This is a genomic window from Mucilaginibacter angelicae (assembly GCF_042434235.1).
Classification (GTDB): domain Bacteria; phylum Bacteroidota; class Bacteroidia; order Sphingobacteriales; family Sphingobacteriaceae; genus Mucilaginibacter; species Mucilaginibacter angelicae.
On the sequence record NZ_JBHLTS010000021.1, the window covers coordinates 266118 to 288485 of the forward strand.

Consider the following 22368-nt stretch of genomic DNA (forward strand, 5'->3'; position numbering starts at 1 on the left):
AGATAAGTTTATGATATCAAATAATTATAACAGGCGCAAATTTCTTATGACTTCGGGCGCAGCAGCGGCCGGGATATTTTTAATACCGCAGTTACTTAAAGCCGCCGGTAAGCCAACCCGTAAAATAGGTATTCAGCTTTATACCCTGCGAAAAGAAATGATGGCAGATGCAACGGGTACTTTAACGATGCTTGCAAAAATGGGTTATAACGAAATAGAATCGGCCAAAAGCGAAAAAGGAAATTATTACGGCTTAAAACCTAAAGAGATAAAAAGTATTACTGCTGATCTGGGTATAAGCCTCATCAGCGGCCATGTACGTATTGACGGCGATTGGCAGCAATCTGTTGATGAAGCAGCAGAGGCCGGCCAGCCGTATCTGATCTGTTCCGTTCTGCCAAAAAACGGCCAAACGGTTGCTAATTATCAGCGTAGCGGTGATGCATTTTTAAAGGCCGCCGAGGTTTGTAAAAAATCAGGCATTACATTCGGTTATCACAACCACTCGTCGGAGTTTGAAAAGGATGGCCAGCAAACTTTGTATGATGTATTGCTTGACCATACCGACCCTAACCTGGTAAAAATGGAGCTTGATCTGGGTTGGGTAATCGCGGCAGGGGCCGATCCTCAATATTATTTTAACAAATATCCGGGACGTTTCCCTTTGTGGCATTTGAAAGATATGGATGCCAAAACCAAACAAAGCACCGAGTTTGGAAAGGGGAGTGTAAATATCAACGGCTTGTTTGATCATGTAAAGCAATCAGGACTGAAACACTTTTTTGTAGAACAGGAAGAATACAGCAGTTCGGCCCTGGAAAGCAGCAGGTATGATCTGGATTACCTTAAAAAATTAAAATATTTTGATTAGAAACGAAATGCGATACTTGTTTAATGAAACTTTTAGTTCCCTGATTGAGATTTAGTTGACTAATTGGGAAAGCACCCCGTTTGGGGTGCTTTTAGTAAAACCAAAGTAAAATAAGCCATGATAAAAAAGATAAACTCCTTTACACTACTGATACTGTTCATAACAGTAAGCCGGGCATTTGCTCAAAATAGCCCTCATGCAGATCATAACGCGCTGTATGTTAAAGACCTTGCCAAAAGTGCCGCATTTTATCGCAACGTGATGCAATTGCAGGAAATTCCCGAGCCTTTTCATGATGGAAAACATGTTTGGTTCCGGACGGGCGCACACAGCCAGCTGCATGTTATACAAGGGGCGGCCGAAGTTTTTGAGCATGATATCAATACACATTACGCTTATTCGGTACCTGACATTGCCGTATTTGCCAAACATCTTGATGAGCTGCATGTAAAGTATGGCAACTGGAAGGGCGATTCCAAATCGCCGCAGCTGAGGCCCGATGGTATTAAACAAGTTTATTTACAGGATCCGGATAATTTCTGGATAGAAGTAAATGATGATAAATTTTAAGTAAACCAATTAATTCAACAAACCTAATTTATAAAAACATGATCAACAGGCGTTCATTTATAAAAACTTCGGCGGCGCTTTCGGCAGGCTTGCTGATAAGCCCGCAATTATTTGCTTACGATAAAAAATATATTGGCCTGCAGTTATACACTGTACGTGATTATATGCAGAAAGATGCAGCTGCAACTTTAGCCAGGGTAGCCCAAATTGGTTACACCACAGTTGAGGGTGCTACATATACCGGCAGCGAAAAATTTTATGGTTTGGATCCCGCGGGTTTTGCCGCGCTGTTAAAACAAAATGGATTGGCAATGCCAAGCTGTCATTATCGTTTGGGCGAAGAGCAGGTAAACGGATCATCACAAAAAGGCACTATCCTGAACGATTGGGGCAGGGCAGTAGATGATGCAGCTGCTGCAGGTGTCAAGTACATGGTTTGTGCCTTTCTTTCGGTACCTGAACGCGGAACATTAGATCATTATAAAAAAATAGCCGATGATTTTAATAAAGCAGGCGAAACCTGTAAAAAAGCAGGTATCCAGCTTTGCTACCATAATCATGATTTTGAATTTATCCATGAGGATGGTAAGTATCCTTATGAAACGCTGCTGGCAAATACCGATAAACAATTGGTAAAAATGGAAATGGACCTGTACTGGGTAACTAAAGCCAACCAGGATCCTATAGAACTTATCAGTGAGCACCCGGGCCGTTTCCCTTTATGGCATATCAAGGACATGGATAATACGGCAAGCAAGATGTTTACGGAGGTTGGTAATGGTACTATTGATTTTAAAAAGATATTTAAACATGCCGGTAAAGCAGGCTTAAAATACTTTTTTGTGGAACAGGATAAATGTCCGGCCGATCCTTATGACAGCATTACCCAAAGTATAACTTATATTAAAAAGAACCTGGTTTAAACGCTTATGAAAAAAATATTTTTTTTACTCATGCTATTAAGTGCCGTTACAGGCATGAGCTATGGACAGCAAACTAATAAATGGCATTATCTTTTTGACGGTAAATCAGTAACTGAACTACGTGGTTACAAGATGGATACATTTCCATCTGAAGCATGGAAAATTGAGAATGGAGCTTTGGTGGCTCAAACCGGTGTGCCCAATGTTGATTTCCTGACAAAAGAAACCTATACCAATTTCGACCTTACATTGGAGTGGGCGGTATCTAAAGCCGGCAATAGCGGCATTTTTTATAATGTGCTCGAAAACTCCAGCCATGAATCAGGCAATGGCAACAGCCCTAACTGGCTGGATAATTTTGAGATGCAGCTATTGGACGATATTGATTTTAATGATCATGAACCAAGGCGCTCTGCCGGATCATTATATGATTTGATAGCGCCGCAAAATAAACAGCTTAAACCCGTTGGTGAATTTAATACGGCGAGGTTATTGGTTGATCATGGCCATGTGGAGCAATGGATCAATGGCCGGAAAGTGGTTGAGTATGAGCTTGGCTCTGCAGCCCTGAATGATTTGATTGGCCGCAGTAAATATAAGAGCAATCCCAATTTTGCCAAATCAACCAGCGGGCACATTATGTTTCAGCATCATGGGCAAAAAGTGTGGCTGAAAAATATCAAGATAAAGCGTTTGTAAAGCTTTCTCATATTACATGAAGCGCCGGTCAAAGATACCGGCGCTTCATGTAATATGCAAAGAGATGTTGATAGCTTAAGTCCGGGCTAATTGAGCTAAGCTCACATTTGCTACCATACTGCAGGCGACAGCCTCTCTTTGTACGGCGACCATTCCGGATGGGAATGTTGAGATATATTTTCGATACTTACATTTATTTAACCGGGCTATGTGTTGCTGCATCAATGATCAGCCTTGCCACCTCTTCCGGATGAGATTCATAAACAGAATGACTGGCTCCTTCAACCTCTACAACGGTGCTCTTTGCGCGTTTGGCGTACATGCGTTCCAAGTCCGGGTTGATGATACGGTCTGATTTGGCTACCATATACCAGCTGGGTTTTACCCTCCAGGCCGGGTTTTGAATAACTGCGTGGAATACGGCATCAGCTGCGGGCATTTGGGCATTGGCTGTAAACTCAGCTACCGCTTTGGGCAGGTCGGCAGCAAAATCGGGATAAAAGCTTTCCGGTGCGATATAGTCAAATCCATCGGTGCCTTTCTGCAAAGATTTATAGGCCGATGGGTATAGTTTACCGTTACCTCCTTCGCTCTCGCCGTTGTCGGGTGCGTGGGCTGCAATGTAGACCAGCCCGGCTACATGGTCATCATTTCCGGCTACGGTGATAATAGCCCCACCATAACTATGGCCTACCAGGATACATGGGCCATCCTGCATACTGAGCACCCTTTTAACCGCTGCCACATCAATGTCGAAGGATGTTAATGGCTGCTGGGTCACGCTAACGTGATACCCCTTTTTTACAAGGATGTCGTAAACGGGTTTCCAGCCGGAGCCGTCAACAAAAGCGCCGTGTACGAGTACGATGTTTTTGATGCCTGCAGGTTGCTGGGCAACCGTATTGCCGCAATAGCAAACTGAAAGAAAGAGGATTGCATAAAACAAGCAGATCCTGTTTTTAAAGATTGAATTTTTCATGATAACAGTTCTTAAATTAAAAAATACATTTTGAACAGGTTTGTAATAAGGCCCGCGCTTTAAATCTTAAGTCCGCCGAATATGCTCAGCATCATCACTGTAAGGACGATTGCTGTGATCAGGATATACATCTTGTCTTTTTCCAGCACAAATCCGAGCAGGGAAAATGCAATCCGTAAAATAGGGGTGGCAACCAATACTACAACACCAAACTGGATGATCCCCCCGGCGCGCATCGCTGCCATTCCGGACAAGATCTCTCCTAAACTGGTAAAACCGCCCTTTGTGCCTGCAAAATGGTGGTAGGGGGGCAAGGGCAACTGCCCGGATTGGCTTAAGTAAAGTACCCCGCCAGCCAGTACGATCAGGCTGGAAATGATCACGCCGTATCTTAACTGTAAGCCGATAAGCTGTTCGATATCCTTATCGGCAAGGAAATGTTTTGAAATTAAATTTTTCATGATTGACCGGTTGAATTTTTAAAACTGGTGATTGTAGCCGTTGTAGATCATCTCGATGGCAACAAAGGAGATGGCCAGGCAAAAAATGTATTTTAATACTTTGGGGTCCAGGCGGGTTAATAGCTTTGAGCCGGTAAATGCGCCGCCCAAAACACCCAGTACAACCGGGAATGCAATGCCGGGGTCCATATAACCACGTTGCAGGTAAACCACCGCGCTCGCAGCAGCAGTTACGCCGATCATGAAATTACTGGTGGTGGTGCTAACTTTAAAGGGGATGTGCATAGTTGAATCCATAGCCAATACTTTAAGAGCGCCGGAGCCAATGCCCAGTAAACCGGACATGATGCCCGCAAGCGTCATGATCGAGAAGCCGGCGCCTACATTTTTTAACTGGTATTTCACTTCTCCCTCTTTAGTAGGATAACTGCTGTTAAGCTTAAGTTTCAGGGATAGGGCGCTTCCGCTGGTCAATGCTTGCTGGTTCTTTTTACGGATGGTCATTGCTGCCGAAAAAAGCAGGATCGCGCCGAAAAGAATAGCTATGGTATTGGTAGGCGTATATACGGCGATCACCGCACCTGCAACTGCGCCTACGGTAGTCGCAATTTCCAGGAACATGCCCAGGCGGATATTGGTTATGCCTTCCTTTACATAGGCACTGGCTGCACCCGATGAATTAGCAATAGAGGCCAGCAAGGCCGCGCCAATGGCGTACCGGATATCAACTTGAAAAACAAGTGTAAGCAGTGGTATTACCACTACGCCTCCGCCTAATCCGGTAAGGGAGCCCACCAGGCCGGCAAGGTAAGCGCCGGCCAATAATATTAAAGTGAATGTGAGAATAGTCATGATAGTTGAATTAATAATTATGATCCAGGATATTCCGGATGAGTTCCTGGGCTTGTTTTTTTCTTTTGGTTTTAATGGCATGTAAAAGTTCTGCATGCAGGTGATGGCTCATAGCAAAATGCCCGATGCCCTGTGCTTCGCGTTTGGAAAAAAAGGTACGGATAGTATGGGTGAAATTTTGATAGAGAGAAGCCAGCACCTTATTATGGGATGCATTGGCTATAGCCAGGTGGAAGGCGATATCGGCATTGGTGCAGGCCGGCCTGTCCTCTGCGATGATTGCCAGTTTCCTGAGCGTAAGGTGTTTTTCAATTTCTTCCAACTCTGCCTGTGTATGATTTTCTACCGCAAGCCTCACAATCTCTTCCTCCAGTAATTTCCTCACGGCATTGATCTCGTCGAAATCGGCCACGCGTAACTTCTCGGCCATGTTCTCTTCCGGCAGTACTTCGTTAACAAAAGTGCCTGAACCTTGCCGAACTTTCAGAATACCGGCCATTGCCAGGCTTTTGATCGCCTCGCGGATACTTGACCGGCCAACTTCATAAACTTTCATCAACTCAGGCTCGGCCGGTATTTTTTCTCCAGCCTTATATTTTCCGTCAAGTATATCCTGCCTGATCTTTGCGGAAACCTGATCTGATAATTTTTGATTTTTCATTGATGTCAATTATGGTACAAACATACGATGTTTTAATTTAAACATCAGATGTTTGGAAGATGTTTTTATAATTTGACACTTATATTATAGAAGTTTGTACGAGATATGGAAGCTAATAATTGCTCGTCTGACTGCAATTAATTGTAAGGTAACCGGAAAGTGACGGGGGCGATCCCTATCATTTCCCGGCCGTTTTTTGGCTGCATTATGTTTGCCGAAACGATCTCGACGGCGCTGACGCCGACAATTCTCATTCAGTCAATGCATCCTGATAGGTCTTTTGGGCTTTTTCTTCCACCTTAATTCATGATTCCAATTGAAGTTTTACCTATCTTAAATCTACTTTCAGAACACGGTGATTGGACGTCAGATAAAGGTTTTTTTCATCAGCAGAAAGACTGCAATTGGATACTACATCATTAAATATCATTTTGCCAAGTAATTTACCGTTCCTGTTAAATATCCATAGACCTCCGGGCCCGGAAGCAAATACGTTGCCTTTTTTATCAATCTTCATCCCATCGGGCATGCCTGCGGCTTTTTTGGTGGCCGCATTAGCGCTGTAAAATATCCGGCCATGGGTAAACAAGCCATTTTTATCCAGATCATAAGCATACCAGTAGGCTTTTCCCTGATCAGAATTGGAGATCAGTATGGTTTTCCCTCCGGGGAAAAAAGCGATGCCATTTGGTCGTGTAAGTGTATCGGTAAGCAGGGTAATTTTGCCATTGGCCGAAATTCTATAAACGCCCTGGTATTTGGCTTCTTTCAGGGGATCATCTACGTTTTTTTCAAGACCGTAAGGAGGGTCGGTAAAATAGATATCACCGTTAGCCAAAAAAGCGAGATCATTAGGGCTGTCAAATTTTTTTCCATGGTAGCCGGCGGCCAGTTTTATGAATTTTGCTTTTGGCTTATCCAAAGGAGCATCCATTATAGATACCGCCCTGTCGCCATCCTGGCATATAATCAATTGCCCTTTTATATTTAAACCCAAACCATTTGAACCTAACTCCCCGCCACGCGGTATTTTGCCGGTATAACCCGAAGGTGAAAGATAGATCTCTTTGCCCTTTTCTTTGGTCCATTTATAAATGACGTTCTTTTTAACATCTGAGAACAGGAACATTTTATATCGTTCTATCCATACAGGCCCTTCGCTCCATATAAAACCATCGGCTAAAATCTCGGCCTTCGCGGTTTTACTTACTAAAGTGCTAAACTGCGGATCAAGCTTTTCGATTGTCATTAATGGTTTTGCAGCCTGTGCATAGCCCTCGGTAACTCCGCTTATTAAAATGCCCAGTGCAACCGGTAAAAATTTATTCCAGGTTATCATAATTGGTATTTTGGTTTAAAGTTTATCTAAGTTAATGCAAAATCACCGATAGATTGCCCGGAACAAGCTGATCGCCGATTGCTTTTATTAAAACTTTTCCGGGTTTATCCATCCCCATTATCAATGCAGGCGCTATTCCGGCTTCTGCATTGCCGGTTTTGTCACCAATAATCTTCGCGCTGCCATCAACCGAAAATTTCACGAGGTTTGTGGCATCACAAACCGTTATCCCGTTTATATCGGTTACATAAGCATACACAAATAACGCATCATTAGTTCCCGCTTTAAAGGGTTTGCCGCTGTAATCTGCCTTTAATACAATTTTGTAAGGTTTACCCGGCGTAGCCGATGTTGAAGTAATTACTTCCCGCCCGTTAATATATCCTGTTGCCTGTAAACTACCCGGCTGATATTTGGCAACCTTAAAGGTAAATGGCGGATGCTTTAAATTATTGGTGTTTATCCCGGTATCCGGTTTTTGCCTGGCAATGAGGGTTCCGTTTAATTTCACTTCAACCTCATCGCAATTGCTGTAAATTTTAACAACCTTATCTGTTGGGTCATTCCAGTAATTGGCTATGAAGAGCATCGGCCGGCTTTCATCAGTATTACGTTGACTCGCATAAAAATAGTAAGAGAATTTGGGGATCCTGAAAATATCCATTACTCCCGATGTTTCAAGGTCAGTGGCATAGCCTCTTTTATAATCGAAAATCAACCAGTTAACGTCGCCCACGATATTGCCGTTAAAATTGTCATTATGTGCTTCCTGGTAATTAAGGGCCTGTTGCAATAAACGTTCCTGCCCGTAACCACGCACCTGCCTTGACGATTTTTCTTCCTTGGTTAAGTTTTGGTATTCTGTTTGATTAAATCCGGCATTTTGTGCATAATATTCCCAATCGCCATACTCCGCAATGAGCAATGGTTTATTTTTATTGTATTTTTTCCAGTAATCAGGCGCTTTTAAATGTTGGCGGGCAGGGTTAAAAACATCAAATGCATAATCTTTCCAGCCGGTTGAAAAAACATCTTTAAACGGAAGCTCGCGGTGTACTATACTGTTTGCAGTATCCATATAAGGATTGCTCATATCGGTTTCATTTAAGGATGCCTCCCATAAAACGATAGCCGCATGGTTACGGTCGCGACGGATCATATCGCGGATATTCTGAAAGCTGTTTTCCTGAAAGGTGAGGCCTCCAAAAAACTGCCATCCTGGTATGGCATCCATTACCAGGATGCCCAGCTCATCGCAGGCATCCAGGAAAGCGGGCGATGGGGGATAATGAGAGCACCTTACAAAATTATAACCTGCGTTTTTTATCTTCCAGGCATCCCTGTATTGCGCATTATTTGAGAGGGCATAACCGATATATGGATATTCCTGGTGGCGGTTAGTGCCAACAATCTTAAATTTTTCGCCATTCAGATAAAAACCACTTGCCTCAAACTTAAAGGTCTTTATGCCGGTATTAAATGTTTGTTCGTCAATGATTTTTCCGTTTTCTAAAACCTGAACCTGTACACTGTATAGTTCAGGGTGTGACGGCGACCATAGTTTTGGAGAATTGACCGTTAAATTTTGCGTAAAAGATCCAAAGGAATTGGGTTTTAACAATTGCTTACCGGCCAGCGATGTAGCAACTGTTTTGCCTGTTTTATCCTTGAGGTTAATTTTTACACTTACTGTTTTTTGCTGATCAAAGTCATTATTAACCTCTGTTTTAACAATCAGTTTTGCCTGTTTATCGCTTACCTCTTCGTCATGCAACAAAATGCCTCCGCCGTTTTCATGACCGGCCTGTACCGCATCACTGATATAGATCTTATTTTTAATGATTAGCCAGGCATCACGGTAAATCCCTCCGTAGTAATTATAATCGAGGTCTTTTATTGGTTTTGCCGGCGGAATATCCGGATTGTCCTGATTGTTTAATTTAACCAGGATACAATTTGATTTGCCAAATAATACATTGTCTGAAATATCAATGTAAAATGGCAAAAAGCCTCCCAGGTGTTTATATATATGTTTGCCGTTGAGATAAACATCTGCCTCGTGCATGGCGGCATCAAATTTAATAGCGATATGTTTACCTTTATTTACAGTTGGTATAGTAAAATACTTGCGATAAAAGCAAGTGCCCTGCCATTGTTCCTTAACTTTTTTAACAGGTTCAATATGAGCTGTATGGGGCAATGATATTTTCTCCCAGTTAACGTTTGGAGTGCTGATATTACTCAGTAACCGGGCCGAATTTGTTGTATCAATATCTTTTACAAACTCCCAGTTAGCATTAAAGCTCGTGGTTGATGAAATTTTTAGTTGTGCTTTAATTTTTATTAAACAGCTTATGATTAGTAATATACAAAGTAGTAGCTTTTTCATTTAAAGGGGATAAAACTTAGTGAACGTTATATTTCCGGGCGATAACAGGATAGACTTCAAGAAATGCATTGGCCTTGCCTTGTTTGTCAAAAACAGATTCCCAGGTACTCAAGGGCTCCCATATAAAGGTGCCAAGTGCCCTGTTTCCGGGGACAGAAAATGCGATATCATTAACCTGCTGCTTTAATTGTGAATACTCCGCAACCATTACATACTTTTTATAAGTTGCTGCAAGGTTGTTCACATTAGCCTGAAGATCTTTTAAAGTACCATGCCATTTGGGATAATAAGATAGCCCGATAACATCAAAAGGAACATTGCGTTTCAGCATATTATCTAAAAAGAAATGGGCTTCCTCGTTTTGGCCGCCCAGCGCAATGTGGATCATGATCTTTGTTGCCGGGTTAACTGTTTTTACTGCACTAACGCCTGCGTAAATTAAATTTGCCAGGCTATCCAGGTTGTTGATCTCCCCATACGGCCATACCATGCCATGGTTTATCTCGTTTCCTACCTGTACCATATCGGGTACTGTACCCTGGTTTTTCAAGGTTTGCATTACGGTTTTTGTGTAATTAAATAATGAGTCCTTAAGTGCAGGGAAATCGAGTTTACTCCAAACCGCAGGAACATCCTGGCGTTGCGGATCGGCCCAGGTGTCAGAATAATGAAAATCAAGCAAAAACTTTAGTCCGGCAGCTTTTATCCGTTTGGCCATTTGCATGGTGTGCTGCAGGTCGCAAAATCCCTTATTTGGCGAATAGCCTTTGGTAACTTCAGGGTGGTTAAAAATGCGTAACCGGATGTAGTTGAAGCCATTCTCCTTTAAAATTTCAATCGCATCTTTTTGCTGACTGTCTTTATCATAAAATTTCATCCCGCGGGCTTCCAGCTGCGGCAAAAAAGAAATGTCGGCGCCTATTATTTTATAATCAATCGTTCCTTTACCCGCAACCGGAGTTCCGGTTGTAACGGGATGGGGGATACCTGGCTGCACGGTATGTATTTCGGTAGAGCCGGTGATCAGGCTATCTGCCATGGCATCAAACTTAACTACGTCTTTGTTTTTGCCAGCCTGCAGCACTATGCTCAGCTTTCCGTCAATTAGCTTTTCCTGAAAAGATGTCATATCATTTGCAGGAACGCTTTTATTGTTTGCACTGATCACAGCGGCATCCCCTGTAATTTTTATGCGGATAACGTTATCGGCGCTGCTAACTTCAATCCCCTGTTTATCAATCACACTTATGTTGATTAAAGCCCTGTCTTTACCGTTGGCTATCATGGTTGTTTTGTAGGGGGTAACCACTATCTCTGCAGGCTTACCGCTTTGCGCCCTGGCAAAAGGGGAGCAGGATATTGAAAATATCAGGAGTGAAAAGAAAATCTTAGTCATGGTGTTAAAACTTTTGAAGAAGTGTTAATAGAGGCCTGGCAAAAGCTGCAATCGGCCTTTGCTATAATTATCTGGTTATTGCTTAATGTTGTACTTTTTGTTAATTGCAGGGTAAATATTCATTAACGAATCAATGATATTACCGCTCCGGTCAAAAGCTGGTTCGCCTGTATTAATGGGTTCCCAGATAAATGTGCCTTTTAATTTATTGCCGGGTAACGAAAATGCAATGTCATTTACTTCCTGCTTATGCCGCGTATATTCGGCAACTATTACATCCTGTTTGTAACGAGTAGTCAGATCAGTGAGGTTTCGTTTTAAGCTATCAGGTGTATGATGCCATTCCGGGTAATAGGATTCGCCGATAATGTCAAATTTTACACCGCGTTTAAGCATGTTATCAAGAAAGTACCTTGATTCGCCGTTTTGGCCGCCGCAAGCTATATGGAGCATTATTTTGACAGATTTATCAACTGACCTGACACCATCAATACCCGCTTTAAAAAAAGCGGCCAGCGTATCCAGGTTTTTGCTTTGGCCGTCGGGCCACAACATGCCGTGGTTTATCTCGTTACCCACTTGCACCATATCAGGTATAGTGCCCTGAACTTTTAGGGCCAGCAGCGTGTTTTTTGTAAAAGCTTTAAGAGAATCCTGTAACTGCTGAAAATTGGCTGATTTCCATGCAGCGGGCTTATGCTGTTTCCCCGGGTCGGCCCAGTTATCACTGTAATGAAAATCAAGTAAAAACCCCATGCCTGCACCTTTAATCCTTAACGCCATTTTTTTTGTATTCTCCAGGTCACAGAACCCTTTTTTAGAATAACCGCTATCGGCTGCAGGGTTATTAAAAAGACGTAGCCTGATGTAATTAAACCCGTGATCTTTAAGTATTTGTAGCATATCTTTTTCTGTGCCTTTATCATAAAACTTGCGCCCCGAAGCCTCCAGCTGCGGAAGAAATGAAATGTCGGCACCTAAGATTTTATAAAAATTTACGCGTTTGTTCTTACCAGATATCGAGTCAAAACTCATAAGCATATTGATGCTTAAAATACAGGACAGGATAGCGGCTGCGTTGTAGGTAATTTTTAATGCTTTATTTTTCTTCATATTCGGGGTCATTTAAGGTCTTCAAAGGCCATTATTTCAACAGTCTGTTTTTGCGCTTGTACAGTTAGCGATACTGCTTTTAAGCCATCAGCCCGGGCTTCAATGGTGATATTTCCTGGTTTGCGGCCCGCTTGCACTACTGCATACACATGCCCTTTAAAAGCTTTTCGATTGCTTAATTTAAATGAATTGTCATCCTGCTGATTGCCATTATCAACGCCCAACAGTTTTCCATTATCACTCACTGTAAAATTTACCTGGTTTGCGGCATCAGGTACGATATTGCCCTGCTCATCTACCACCTCGGCATATATAAGGGCCACATCTTTTCCATCGGCTTGTACAATATTGGTATCGGCGGTTAATTTTAGTGCCGATGGCTTGCCTGCGGTGGGCATTTCGGCAATAATTACTTCTTTGCCGTCTTTTTTACCAATGGCTTTGATAGTGCCCGGTTCATATGCTACATCCCATGACAAATGCAGATCGGCAGTAGTGATATTCACTTCGGGCCTGTCATATTTGTTCCATTTGCCCGAATTGCCTTGTCTCGGAAATTCCTGCACCTTTATCCCATACGACTTACCATTAACAAACAGTTCAACCGTATCACAATTGGTGTAGGCTAAAACCGGGATGATCTGCCCTTCTCGCCCCTGCCAGTTCCAGCGGGGGAAAAGGTGTAATACGGGTTTATTTGTCCATTGGCTCTGGTAAAAATAATAACCATCCTTTGGCCGGTTAGTCATGTCGATCTCGCCGGAAGATGAGCCTTTACCCGGCCAGCGGGCTTCGCCCAAATAATCGATACCAGTCCACATAAAATCGCCGATCACATAATCATGAACCGATACAAATTTCCAAAGCTGTTCTGTACGCACCATTCCGGACAGATAATTTGCATGCACCTTTTTCACATCTGTACCTAAAGAATATTCTGCCGGATTTCTTAATGATTCGCTTTCTGTACCAATCATTTTCCATTGCGGGTGATCATAACGGTCGATGGAGTAAAACAGCTCCCTGCGTTCATGCCAGCGGTCAACATAATTATAGCCTACAATATCTTCAGCCTCCATAAAAGCAAGTTTGGTCGAATTGCCGTCTGCCGCTATATCATCGTTGGCAGTGGTAACCGGCCTTGTAGGGTCTTCTTTATGAAAAGTGTTTAACAAACCTTTTAATAATTCAACACCTCTGTCACTGGTTTGGTCGGGGATTTCATTTCCCGCACTCCATAATACAATCGACGGGTGGTTGCGGTCTCGGTGGATCTGGTCGGTCAGGTCAATCTGCGACCATTCATCGAAATATAAGTGATAGTCATTAATTACTTTTCCGCTTTCCCAGGCATCAAAAGCTTCGTCCATTACCAGGAACCCCATTTTATCACACAGGTCCAACAGCTCCGGGGCAACCGGGTTATGCGAGGTGCGGATGGCATTACACCCCATGTTTTTTAATAATTTTAGCCGGGTCTCCCATATTTTTATGGGCACGGCAGCGCCAACGCAGCCGCCGTCATGATGCAGGCAAACACCATTCATTTTTAATCTTTTGCCATTGAGCAAAAAACCGTTTACTGCATTGTATGCTATTTCACGGATCCCGAAGGTGCTTTTAAACTCGTCAATGATTTTTCCACCTTTTTTAATAACAGAATGCATGGTATACAGCTGCGGCGTATCAACAGACCATAAAGCAGGTGAACTAACTTTTAGCTGTTGTTCAAAGACATTGGTTGCTTTAGCGCCAAGTGAAACAGGGACGTTGGCAGAGACCAATGCCTGCCCGTTTTGATCATACACGGTTGACGTTAGAGTAGCACCGCTAACTGGTTGTCCACTATTTTCGATGTTTGTTTTTATTGATACGATGGCCGAGTCAGCATTTACATGCGGTGTGGTAATGTAGGTTCCCCATTGTGCAATATGCAGGGGATTGGTAATATTAAGCCAAACATGCCGGTAAATGCCCGAACCGGAATACCATCGTGAATTAGGTTGCTTTGAATTGTCAACCCTTACTGCAATGGTGTTTTTTCCGGGTAAAAGATAAGGCGTAAGATCATATACAAAACTGATATAACCGTTTGGCCTTTTCCCAAGGTAATGGTTATTTATCCATACTTCGCTGTTCATATAAACACCATCAAACTGGATATTTACCTCTTTGCCTTTAACAGTAGCGGGCAAAGTAAATTGCTTGCGGTACCAGCCAATGCCGGTTGGCAGGTAGCCTCCTCCACCGCCTGTAGGAGCATCTTTTTGAAATTCCCCTTCAATACTCCAGTCATGCGGCAAATCTAATAACCGCCAGGAGTTATCATTAAAATCGGCTGTCGAGGCATTTTTATCATCTCCTAACAAAAACTTCCAGTTACGGTCCATCAATAAATGATAGCGGCCCGGCTGAGGTTTGGCCTGTGCAATATTGCTTATCATTAAAAACAGCAGGATGCCGAAAAAAATATTTTTCATAGTTATCAATTTTCCAGCCATACCGATTCTATTTCTATACTATAAGGTTTATTAAGCTGATCGGCGGTGAGATCGTCAACTGTAGTGATCTCCAGCTTATCAAATTGGGGGATACTTAAGCCGCTAAAAGAGCCGGCCTTAAACCATAATGACTGAAAACCTGGATAAGGCCTTGGTACCATCAGGTTGGAATCGGGCTTAAATGCTGACAGCGGTATTTCTATATTTTTGTACTGATCACCCATAGCGATGTAGGCCGCGTATGCTGATGCATCTTTATTTATTAATGCCACACGAAGCTTACCGTTTTGGCCGGTTTGCATCCGTGCCCTTATCACCATTTTGCCATAGGATGCAACTTCGGGCAGGCGGTCTTTTATTTTGTCGCCTATATAAAGCTGAAAGCCCATTTCCTGATTTCTCCTGATGGCCGCGGTTGCCGCTTTAAAGGCCAACTGACCCGTTGTTTCCCCGCTGATGTACTGAACACCACCGCTACGGCCCGGACCTGAAAAGTATGTGTTCGCATTTTCCCGGTCGGTTGTTGCATTAAACAAGCTTAAATTTCCCAAAGGCGCGGCCACAAAAGTTTGCCAACTTTCGGTATTCAGGTAATTCCATGAAGCAGGGGCGCCTTCATGCCCTCCGGGAAAAGACAGGTATTTATCACCCTGCTGTATCAGGATATGGTAATTTAACATGCCCGATGTTATCTGTGCGGCAGGGATAGTTGCGCTATAATCATAAGGTGTACTCTTTTCCATAACTATAGCAGCCGGCCAACCGAAAGGCTTATTCACCATCAGGGTTACTTTTGCATCCGGATCAATATTGATGATTTTTGCTTTTATTGTAAATTCCTTTCCGGCGCTGATCTCGGTAGCAGGAATATGCCGAACAAACGGATCTTTACTGAAAGGCTGGGGGGCAACAAACTCGTTGAGGCCAATAGCACCCATAGTTTTTTCACTTTTAAGGTTTGTTATTGAACTGCCCTTTACAAACAATAAGTAAGTACCTGGTTTTATTGTGAATGAACCGTTGGCAGCTGTTGTGCTGTAATCATTGCCGGTATTAACTGCCTTAATGTTAAAATCGTTCCCGAGCTCGGTTAAACTGATTTGCATTGGCTGGTCATGCCATTGAATGTGCACTGCTTCACGATCAGGTGAGGGTTTTGAAAACGGATCACGTACGGTAATAGCATCCGGCATAACCTCAAGCCGCCAGATCCCGTTTTTGAGTTTATCCAAAAAGTAAGCGCCGTACCCCCTGTATTGTATTATAGCCGAGGAGCCTACACCGGCAATATGCTCTAATTTTTTCACATCAGCCGGCGCTGAAGATGTTGTACCTGAATAGTAAAATTCACCAGCCGTATTCATCTCACTCATTGACTGGTTGTAGCTTACATGGTAGGCATCAAAAACGCTGTCGGCAGGATAAGTACCATATTTTTTTTCTTTTGGAAGCTGGCGAAATACCCTGGTGGCAATTAAATAGCTGATAGCTTTTGCCGGTGTATAGGCCAGGTTAAGGTAATGGGTTTGATATTCTGTATTGGCATAGCCGTTACCAAGCGGATCGTATGCAAATTGTGTTACCCACTGAAAGCCGGCCTGTTTAAAACTGCGGGCAATTGCCGGGTATAAGCATGACTGTAAAACATCGGCAGCATCAAACTCATATATCATGCGTGCTTTATTTTTAAACTCGGGTATGGTATCAAAAGGGATCTGGTAATGATCTACATTGGGCAAAAAATTACCTTTTTGTTCGTGCCCCTCTACCAAGCCTGTAGGGTACCACTGAAAACTGAAGCCATTAACATTTGATTTGGCAACGGCATCAGCATATGAGGGGTTTTGACTGATGTTGTAAAAAATGGGTTTACTCCAACCGGTACTGCGTGCAGCAGCCTCCAGTCTGTTAATGTATGTGGTAACCTCACTTTTAGGGCCGCTATGGGCAGGTTCGTTATTGAGTTCGGTACCGATAATATCGGGCTCATCGCGGTAGTTTATTTTGGTATAGGGGTTAACGTGCTGTAAAAGCTGTTTAATATAGTTTTCCTGTGCTTTAATTCCTTCTTCAATATGTGTAACAGGGCCTTTACCATATTTTGCGGAAAACCCTATCGAAGGTTCGTCTTTTTGTGGATAACCATTACCGTAAAAGGCAATGGTGGTGATGATAATGCGGATATTACGCTGCTTTAGGCGGTAAAGTAAATAATCAAACAATTTCAGGTGCTCATTCTGTAAAAGGTTGCCAGCCGAATCGCTGATCTCCGTATCCCAGATATGGACCCTGAAAGCGTTCACCCCCATACGTGCCATGTGATAGGTATCTTCATCAATCTCTTTCTCAATGTCCTTATTCATAGCCTTCATGGAGCGGTAGCCATAAGCAAAGGGTACGGTATAGTTTACGCCGAAGAGATAAACCTCCGATTTATCTTTTTCCCATCGCAGCCGACCTTGTTTATCCATATACACTAAATTCTTGCTTTGTTGTGCATGGGCGGGTTGGGCAAACATGGAAAAAATGGAAATGACGGTTAGTAAGATGTAGTATTTCATAGATTAAGCTAAAATTGTATCAGGTTATTAAAAAGTGCTGCCAAAAGACAGCACTTTTAATTGAGTACCAAACCTTATGAAGTCATATATTATTGAGAATACCCCGGATTTTGTTTGAGTATTCCATTACCCTGGATCATTACATTGCTTGGTATCGGGAAAAGGGTCATGAAATCCTGAGCGGCTGTTTTTCCGCGTGCCTTGGCATTGGATATCAACACACCCTGCCTTACCAATGTTTGACGGCGTGAGCCTTCGCAGTACAATTCGCGGCCGCTTTCGTCAAGCAATGCGGCGCGGAAATCGGCAGTGCTCATCTCTGAGAAATTGCTGACTCCGGCGCGTTTACGTACCATATTTACATATTGGTAAGCGTCGGCCGGGCCGCGCTGTTCATTTATAGCTTCGGCCAATGATAGCAATACTTCAGCATATCTGAACACAACGACATCAAATGAGTAGCCGGGCCCATCACCCAATACGCCGGTATATTTAAGAGGGATTGCACCTCTTAAGCCGGTTGACTGGTTAATTGTTTTGCCGCTGGTGTTGGTATATGATGCTATGATTGTGCTTTTGCGGGTGTCGGCTGCTTCATATTTGTTGTAAAATGCCCATGGCATGTAATAACCTGCCCATCCCGGTCCTCTTGTTAACAGCGGTGATGCGGTAAAATCGCCTGGCAGTACTTCCTGTACCCAATAATTAGGGCTTGCACTGTTGGTAGGTGTAGCATATATCAGTTCATTGTTCTGTTTTACATTAAATACATCAGCATAATTTGACATCAGGCTATAACCCATGCCCATAATGGTTTTAGCAGTAGCCTCTGCTTTATCCCATTGTTTGTTCATCATGTAAATCTTTAACAGCAGCATTTGCGCTACGCCCTGCGACATGCGGCCCCAGTTGGCATTGTCGGCATTGTATTTTGCCGGCAAATCGGGAATGGCCGAAGTAAGGTCACTTATCATTTGTGCGGAATATGCTTCGGCAGTGGGCCGTGGCGCAATGGTAAGGCTGGCCAGTTTGGTAGGGTCGGTTGTTGCATTAACCGGGCCATAAAAGTCATATAATACATACATCAGCCAGGCGCGTAAAACTTTTGTTTCGGCGGTATATCTCTTTTTTATCTGATCGCTAACGGCAGTAACTTTAGATATATTATCAATAACATCAGTAGCCTTGGCCACATAACTTATGTACGGATAAACCGAATTATTAAGGCCCTGATAGGTAGCCGGGCCCCAGGTATAATTGGTTAAATTCTGATCCCAGTCTGTGCTGGCTTCATCGGTTGTCATGATGCTTTTTAACAGATACGTTTTTATATCTGCATTATACAGCGAGGCCGATTGCTGGTTGTTGCCCAAATCGGTTTGATCCCAGTTTGATGAGAAAGGGCTGTAAATAACTATCACCGCGGCGTTAATGTCCGATTCGGTTTTGTAAAAGTTACTTGGCGATATCTGGCTATAAACTTTAGAGTCCAGCGCCTTTTTGCAACCTGAATCTACCAGTACCAGTGCACAACAGCTTAGCATAAGTACTGTGTACTTCGCTAATTTAATTCGTTTATTTTTTAAGCTTTCCATTTATTTAGCGTTTAAAATTTTAAAAAGTAGCGTTTACCCCAAACGTAATTGATGTTGCCAGTGGGTAAGGGTTTGTTTCGGTATATTCAGGATCGTATCCTTTGTAATTGGTTATGATGGCCAGGTTTTGTGCATCGGCAAAAAACCTTAGGGTTTTGATGAATTTATCATGTATAGGCAATTTGTAGCCCAGGGTTATATTCTTTAACCGCAGGAAGTTAGTCTTCTGCCCGTAAAAATTATTTGTCTGGCTTGGGTTATTTCCGGTATAAGCATTAGCCGCGTAACCCGGATAAATTCCATTTGGATTATCGGCCGAGAATATATTTGCAGCACCCGCCAACGTGTTATGAGGCCTTGTTGATTCGTTAATTACAGCAGGATCATAAAATGCACCATAATTATTTACCTCGTACATGCCAAAGCTGCCATACATAAATACGTACAGATCGAAGTTTTTATAGGTAAACGTGTTGCCAAAGCCAAGTGAAAACTTAGGGTCAGGGTTGCCTAACTTAACTACATCGCTCACATCTAATTTTCCATCGCCGTTTTGATCCTTGTAAATAATGTTACCCAGGTTTGCATTTGGCATGTATGATGGGATTTCACTTTTATTGTGGATGATGCCGGCAGTTTGCCAGCCGTATACTTCTCTTATCGGGTCTTTATAGCCGATGTATGATGCCAAAGGTGTTTCAGGGTTTCTTGAAACCCAGAAGTTTTTATAGGCTGATATATTGAAATTGGTTGTCCAGTTAAAGTTATCGCTTCTTACGTTTTGCGATAATATCGAAAACTCGATACCGCGGCTGCGGGTTGAACCGATGTTGGTAACCACTTGTCCAACCTCATTATTTACAGGCAGGGGGTCGTAATCTATAAGGCCTGACGCTGTTTTTTGAAATACATCTAACGAGCCTGTTAAACGGTCGTTAAAGAAACCGTAATCTAAACCAAAGTTGATTGTTTTGTCGGTTTCCCATTTTAAATTATCATTGGCAATCTGGGTAATGCCGATGCCCGGATAGTAGGTACTGCCTATCACGAATATTGGGCCTGCCGATCCGTAAAGCGGTAATGCACCCGAACCTAAAAGCGGTGAGTTACCTGATGTACCGTAGCCTGCACGCAGCTTCAGTGATGAAATAACTTTCGAGTTTTTTAGAAAATCCTCCTGGTTTATTCTCCATCCCAATGATGCACCCGGGAAGAAACCGAATTGCTTGTTGGTTGCAAAGTAGCTTTCACCGTCTTCACGACCGGTTATTGTTAACAGGTATTTATTTTTGTAAGAGTAATTTGCCCTGAAATAACCCGAAACTTTAATTAAATCACGGTCGCGATTAGAGAAATCAAAGCTTTTGTCCTTATCGCTGGCTAAACCTACATTATAAAACCCAAGTGCATCCGTTGGGAAACCAACAGCTTCCAAACCATAACCTTCATTTGAGCTTTTATAGTAGCCAACACCACCAACGATGGAAAAGTTGTTATCACTGTTTATCCTTTTGTTATAGGTGAAAAATGATTCTGCGCTATAGTTTTGAATATGGTTATTGGTTAGCTGTGCCATACCTGTAGGCAACTGGTAGTTTTGTGCTTTTACCGGCAGGAAAAATTGCAGTTCGCTGGTTTGCTTGTCAATACCTACTACCGTATTCCATTTTAAATCATCAGTTATCTTTACTTCAAGATTTGGCGATGCCATAAAACGGTTGGTATTTGTATTGTTTTGTATGATTAAAAAAGCTGCCGGGTTGGTGATAATGTTGTCATAACTTTTGGTATATGAACCATCACTATTAAAAACGCTGAGGTTAGGTGCAAAAGAGTAGGCCGCTTGCAGCTGATTGTATTTCTCGGCACCACCGCTATTACTTCCCGTTGATGCGTTGTTGCTGTTTATTTGACTGAAAGTAAGGTTTAATGAAAATTTAACCCTTTCACCCAATTGCTGATCAATGTTTACACGACCTGAATAACGCTTGAAATTGGAGTTTTGAAGGATAGCCTTATTGTCGTAGTAATTGATTGACGAGAAGATCTTGGTTTTGTCGTTACCTCCGGATACCGAAATATTATGTTCATCAACATAACCATTTCTAATGATCGACCCCAGCCAGTCTGTTCCCTTACCGGCAGCTGCAATCTGGTCTGGCGTAAACAGTGGTGTAAATGCAGGTGCAGCAGCAGGATCATTAGTGCCATAAGGAGCAAGGCTGTTGTCAAATAAATATTTATCATGTGCCAGCCTTACCTGTTGAGTTTCAAAGCCGGTTGCATCCAGCAGATTGAAGTACGATTTGGGTTTTTGTACAGTATAACTGCCGCTGTAGGATACTACCGCGTTGCCTTTTTTTCCTCTTTTAGTAGTTACCAATATTACACCGTTAGCCGCCGCTGCACCATATATAGCCGTGGCGCTCGCATCTTTAAGTACGGTTACATTTTCAATATCTGAAGGATTGATACTGCTTAATGGATCCTGATCCACACCGCCATAAAAACCAAGGTCTTTATCGTTTATAGATGGTGTTGCCGAATTGTTATTTGTTATTGGAACGCCATCGATAATATAAAGCGGGGTATTTGCACCATGCGGTGAAATTGCACCACGGATGGTTACGGTTAAACCACCGCCAGGTTGTGCACTTCTGGTATCCAATGTTAAACCAGCTGCCTGGCCTTGTAGCAAATTGTTAATGGATGTTTGAGCAACCTGTGGAAGATCAGATGTTTTTACTGAAACAACGGAGCCGGTTACATCCTTTTTGCTTGATGTACCGTAACCCAGTACAACAACCTCATTGAGTGATTTGTTGTCAGCAGTTAACTGGACATTGATTTTTGCACGATCATCAATGGCTTCTTCTTTAGTTATATAGCCTATAAATGAAAAAACAAGCGAACCCTTACCATTTACGGTTAATTTGTAATTTCCGTCAGCATCTGTCTGCGTGCCGGATTGAGTGCCTTTCAAAGCAACGGTTACGCCGGGCAGGCTCTCGCCCGAGGCCCCGGTAACTTTGCCTGTAATGGTTTTTTGTTGTGCGAAAACCGAAACTGAAAATAATAATTGTAAGAACAAGAGCAAAGGCCACCGCCTTTTAAACAAAAAAGTAAAATTTTGCATAATAAATTAGGGTTAATTGGTTTATACTTAAAGTTCTCCCCAAGTGAAAGAAGCCTCCGCCTGAATAACAGTAATTGTTACTGCACATTCAAATCCTGCAATCTATTAGAAGCACGAAATGGGGCGCTTAAATTGGTTAAGCAAATGAAAGACTATTTACTACGATATGATTTGTGCTATTATTCATATATTTTGTTCAATCGGTCATTTAGAATACAACAAGCCCTTCCGCAGCTTTCATCTACTCTTTTATGTATAACTTTATCTGCACGTTAATTTGTTATAACCAATTACTACAATCATTTCACCGCACCGGGAAATT

16 protein-coding genes are annotated in these 22368 nt (G+C 42.7%); 4 read left to right on the plus strand and 12 right to left on the minus strand.

All coding sequences use genetic code 11. The features are described 5' to 3' along the window. The first annotated feature begins 10 nt into the window (after positions 1-10). The 4 genes from ACFFGT_RS10870 to ACFFGT_RS10885 all read left to right on the plus strand — a co-directional run bounded on the left by ACFFGT_RS10870 (position 11) and on the right by ACFFGT_RS10885 (position 3063). Positions 11-871, plus strand: a complete 861-nt coding sequence (locus ACFFGT_RS10870) for a sugar phosphate isomerase/epimerase family protein (RefSeq protein WP_377022550.1) — start codon at positions 11-13, stop codon at positions 869-871. A 117-nt stretch (positions 872-988) separates the two neighbouring features. Further along, complete coding sequence (locus tag ACFFGT_RS10875; protein ID WP_377022551.1) at positions 989-1441, plus strand: VOC family protein; 453 nt, start codon at positions 989-991, stop codon at positions 1439-1441. A 38-nt stretch (positions 1442-1479) separates the two neighbouring features. Further along, positions 1480-2364: a TIM barrel protein gene (locus ACFFGT_RS10880; RefSeq protein ID WP_377022552.1), complete on the plus strand. Its 885-nt coding sequence runs from the start codon at positions 1480-1482 to the stop codon at positions 2362-2364. 6 nt (positions 2365-2370) lie between these two features. Further along, positions 2371-3063, plus strand: a complete 693-nt coding sequence (locus ACFFGT_RS10885) for a 3-keto-disaccharide hydrolase (protein ID WP_377022553.1) — start codon at positions 2371-2373, stop codon at positions 3061-3063. A gap of 193 nt (positions 3064-3256) precedes the next feature. Here the strand turns inward: ACFFGT_RS10885 and ACFFGT_RS10890 are convergent, their stop codons facing one another. The 12 genes from ACFFGT_RS10890 to ACFFGT_RS10945 form a co-directional block, all read right to left on the minus strand. Beyond that, on the minus strand, positions 3257-4042 hold the full coding sequence (locus ACFFGT_RS10890) for an alpha/beta hydrolase (RefSeq protein ID WP_377022554.1): 786 nt from the start codon (positions 4040-4042) through the stop codon (positions 3257-3259). 59 nt (positions 4043-4101) lie between these two features. Next, a complete protein-coding gene (locus tag ACFFGT_RS10895) occupies positions 4102-4503 on the minus strand; it encodes a DUF1634 domain-containing protein (protein ID WP_377022555.1) in 402 nt (133 codons plus the stop codon). Between the two features lie 18 nt (positions 4504-4521). After that, positions 4522-5355 (minus strand): sulfite exporter TauE/SafE family protein, encoded by an 834-nt coding sequence (locus ACFFGT_RS10900; protein ID WP_377022556.1) that lies wholly within the window; start codon positions 5353-5355, stop codon positions 4522-4524. A gap of 10 nt (positions 5356-5365) precedes the next feature. Then, the gene (locus tag ACFFGT_RS10905) at positions 5366-6016 is read right to left on the minus strand and encodes a FadR/GntR family transcriptional regulator (RefSeq protein WP_377022557.1); all 651 of its coding nucleotides are present in this window, start codon (positions 6014-6016) and stop codon (positions 5366-5368) included. Between the two features lie 328 nt (positions 6017-6344). Beyond that, entirely contained in the window at positions 6345-7355 is a 1011-nt protein-coding gene (locus tag ACFFGT_RS10910; RefSeq protein WP_377022558.1) for an SMP-30/gluconolactonase/LRE family protein, read from the minus strand. 31 nt (positions 7356-7386) lie between these two features. Further along, positions 7387-9744, minus strand: a complete 2358-nt coding sequence (locus ACFFGT_RS10915) for a glycoside hydrolase family 2 protein (RefSeq protein WP_377022559.1) — start codon at positions 9742-9744, stop codon at positions 7387-7389. A 16-nt stretch (positions 9745-9760) separates the two neighbouring features. After that, positions 9761-11140, minus strand: a complete 1380-nt coding sequence (locus ACFFGT_RS10920; RefSeq protein WP_377022560.1) for a glycosyl hydrolase 53 family protein — start codon at positions 11138-11140, stop codon at positions 9761-9763. 75 nt (positions 11141-11215) lie between these two features. Then, on the minus strand, positions 11216-12253 hold the full coding sequence (locus ACFFGT_RS10925) for a glycoside hydrolase family 53 protein (RefSeq protein ID WP_377022561.1): 1038 nt from the start codon (positions 12251-12253) through the stop codon (positions 11216-11218). 8 nt (positions 12254-12261) lie between these two features. Then, a complete protein-coding gene (locus tag ACFFGT_RS10930; RefSeq protein WP_377022562.1) occupies positions 12262-14733 on the minus strand; it encodes a glycoside hydrolase family 2 TIM barrel-domain containing protein in 2472 nt (823 codons plus the stop codon). 5 nt (positions 14734-14738) lie between these two features. After that, positions 14739-17315, minus strand: a complete 2577-nt coding sequence (locus ACFFGT_RS10935) for a glycoside hydrolase 5 family protein (RefSeq protein WP_377022563.1) — start codon at positions 17313-17315, stop codon at positions 14739-14741. 89 nt (positions 17316-17404) lie between these two features. Next, positions 17405-18910 carry a RagB/SusD family nutrient uptake outer membrane protein gene (locus ACFFGT_RS10940; RefSeq protein ID WP_377022564.1) on the minus strand — a complete coding sequence of 502 codons (1506 nt, stop codon included), beginning with the start codon at positions 18908-18910 and terminating at the stop codon, positions 17405-17407. A gap of 19 nt (positions 18911-18929) precedes the next feature. Further along, the gene (locus ACFFGT_RS10945) at positions 18930-22046 is read right to left on the minus strand and encodes a SusC/RagA family TonB-linked outer membrane protein (protein ID WP_377022565.1); all 3117 of its coding nucleotides are present in this window, start codon (positions 22044-22046) and stop codon (positions 18930-18932) included. Positions 22047-22368 lie beyond the last annotated feature (322 nt).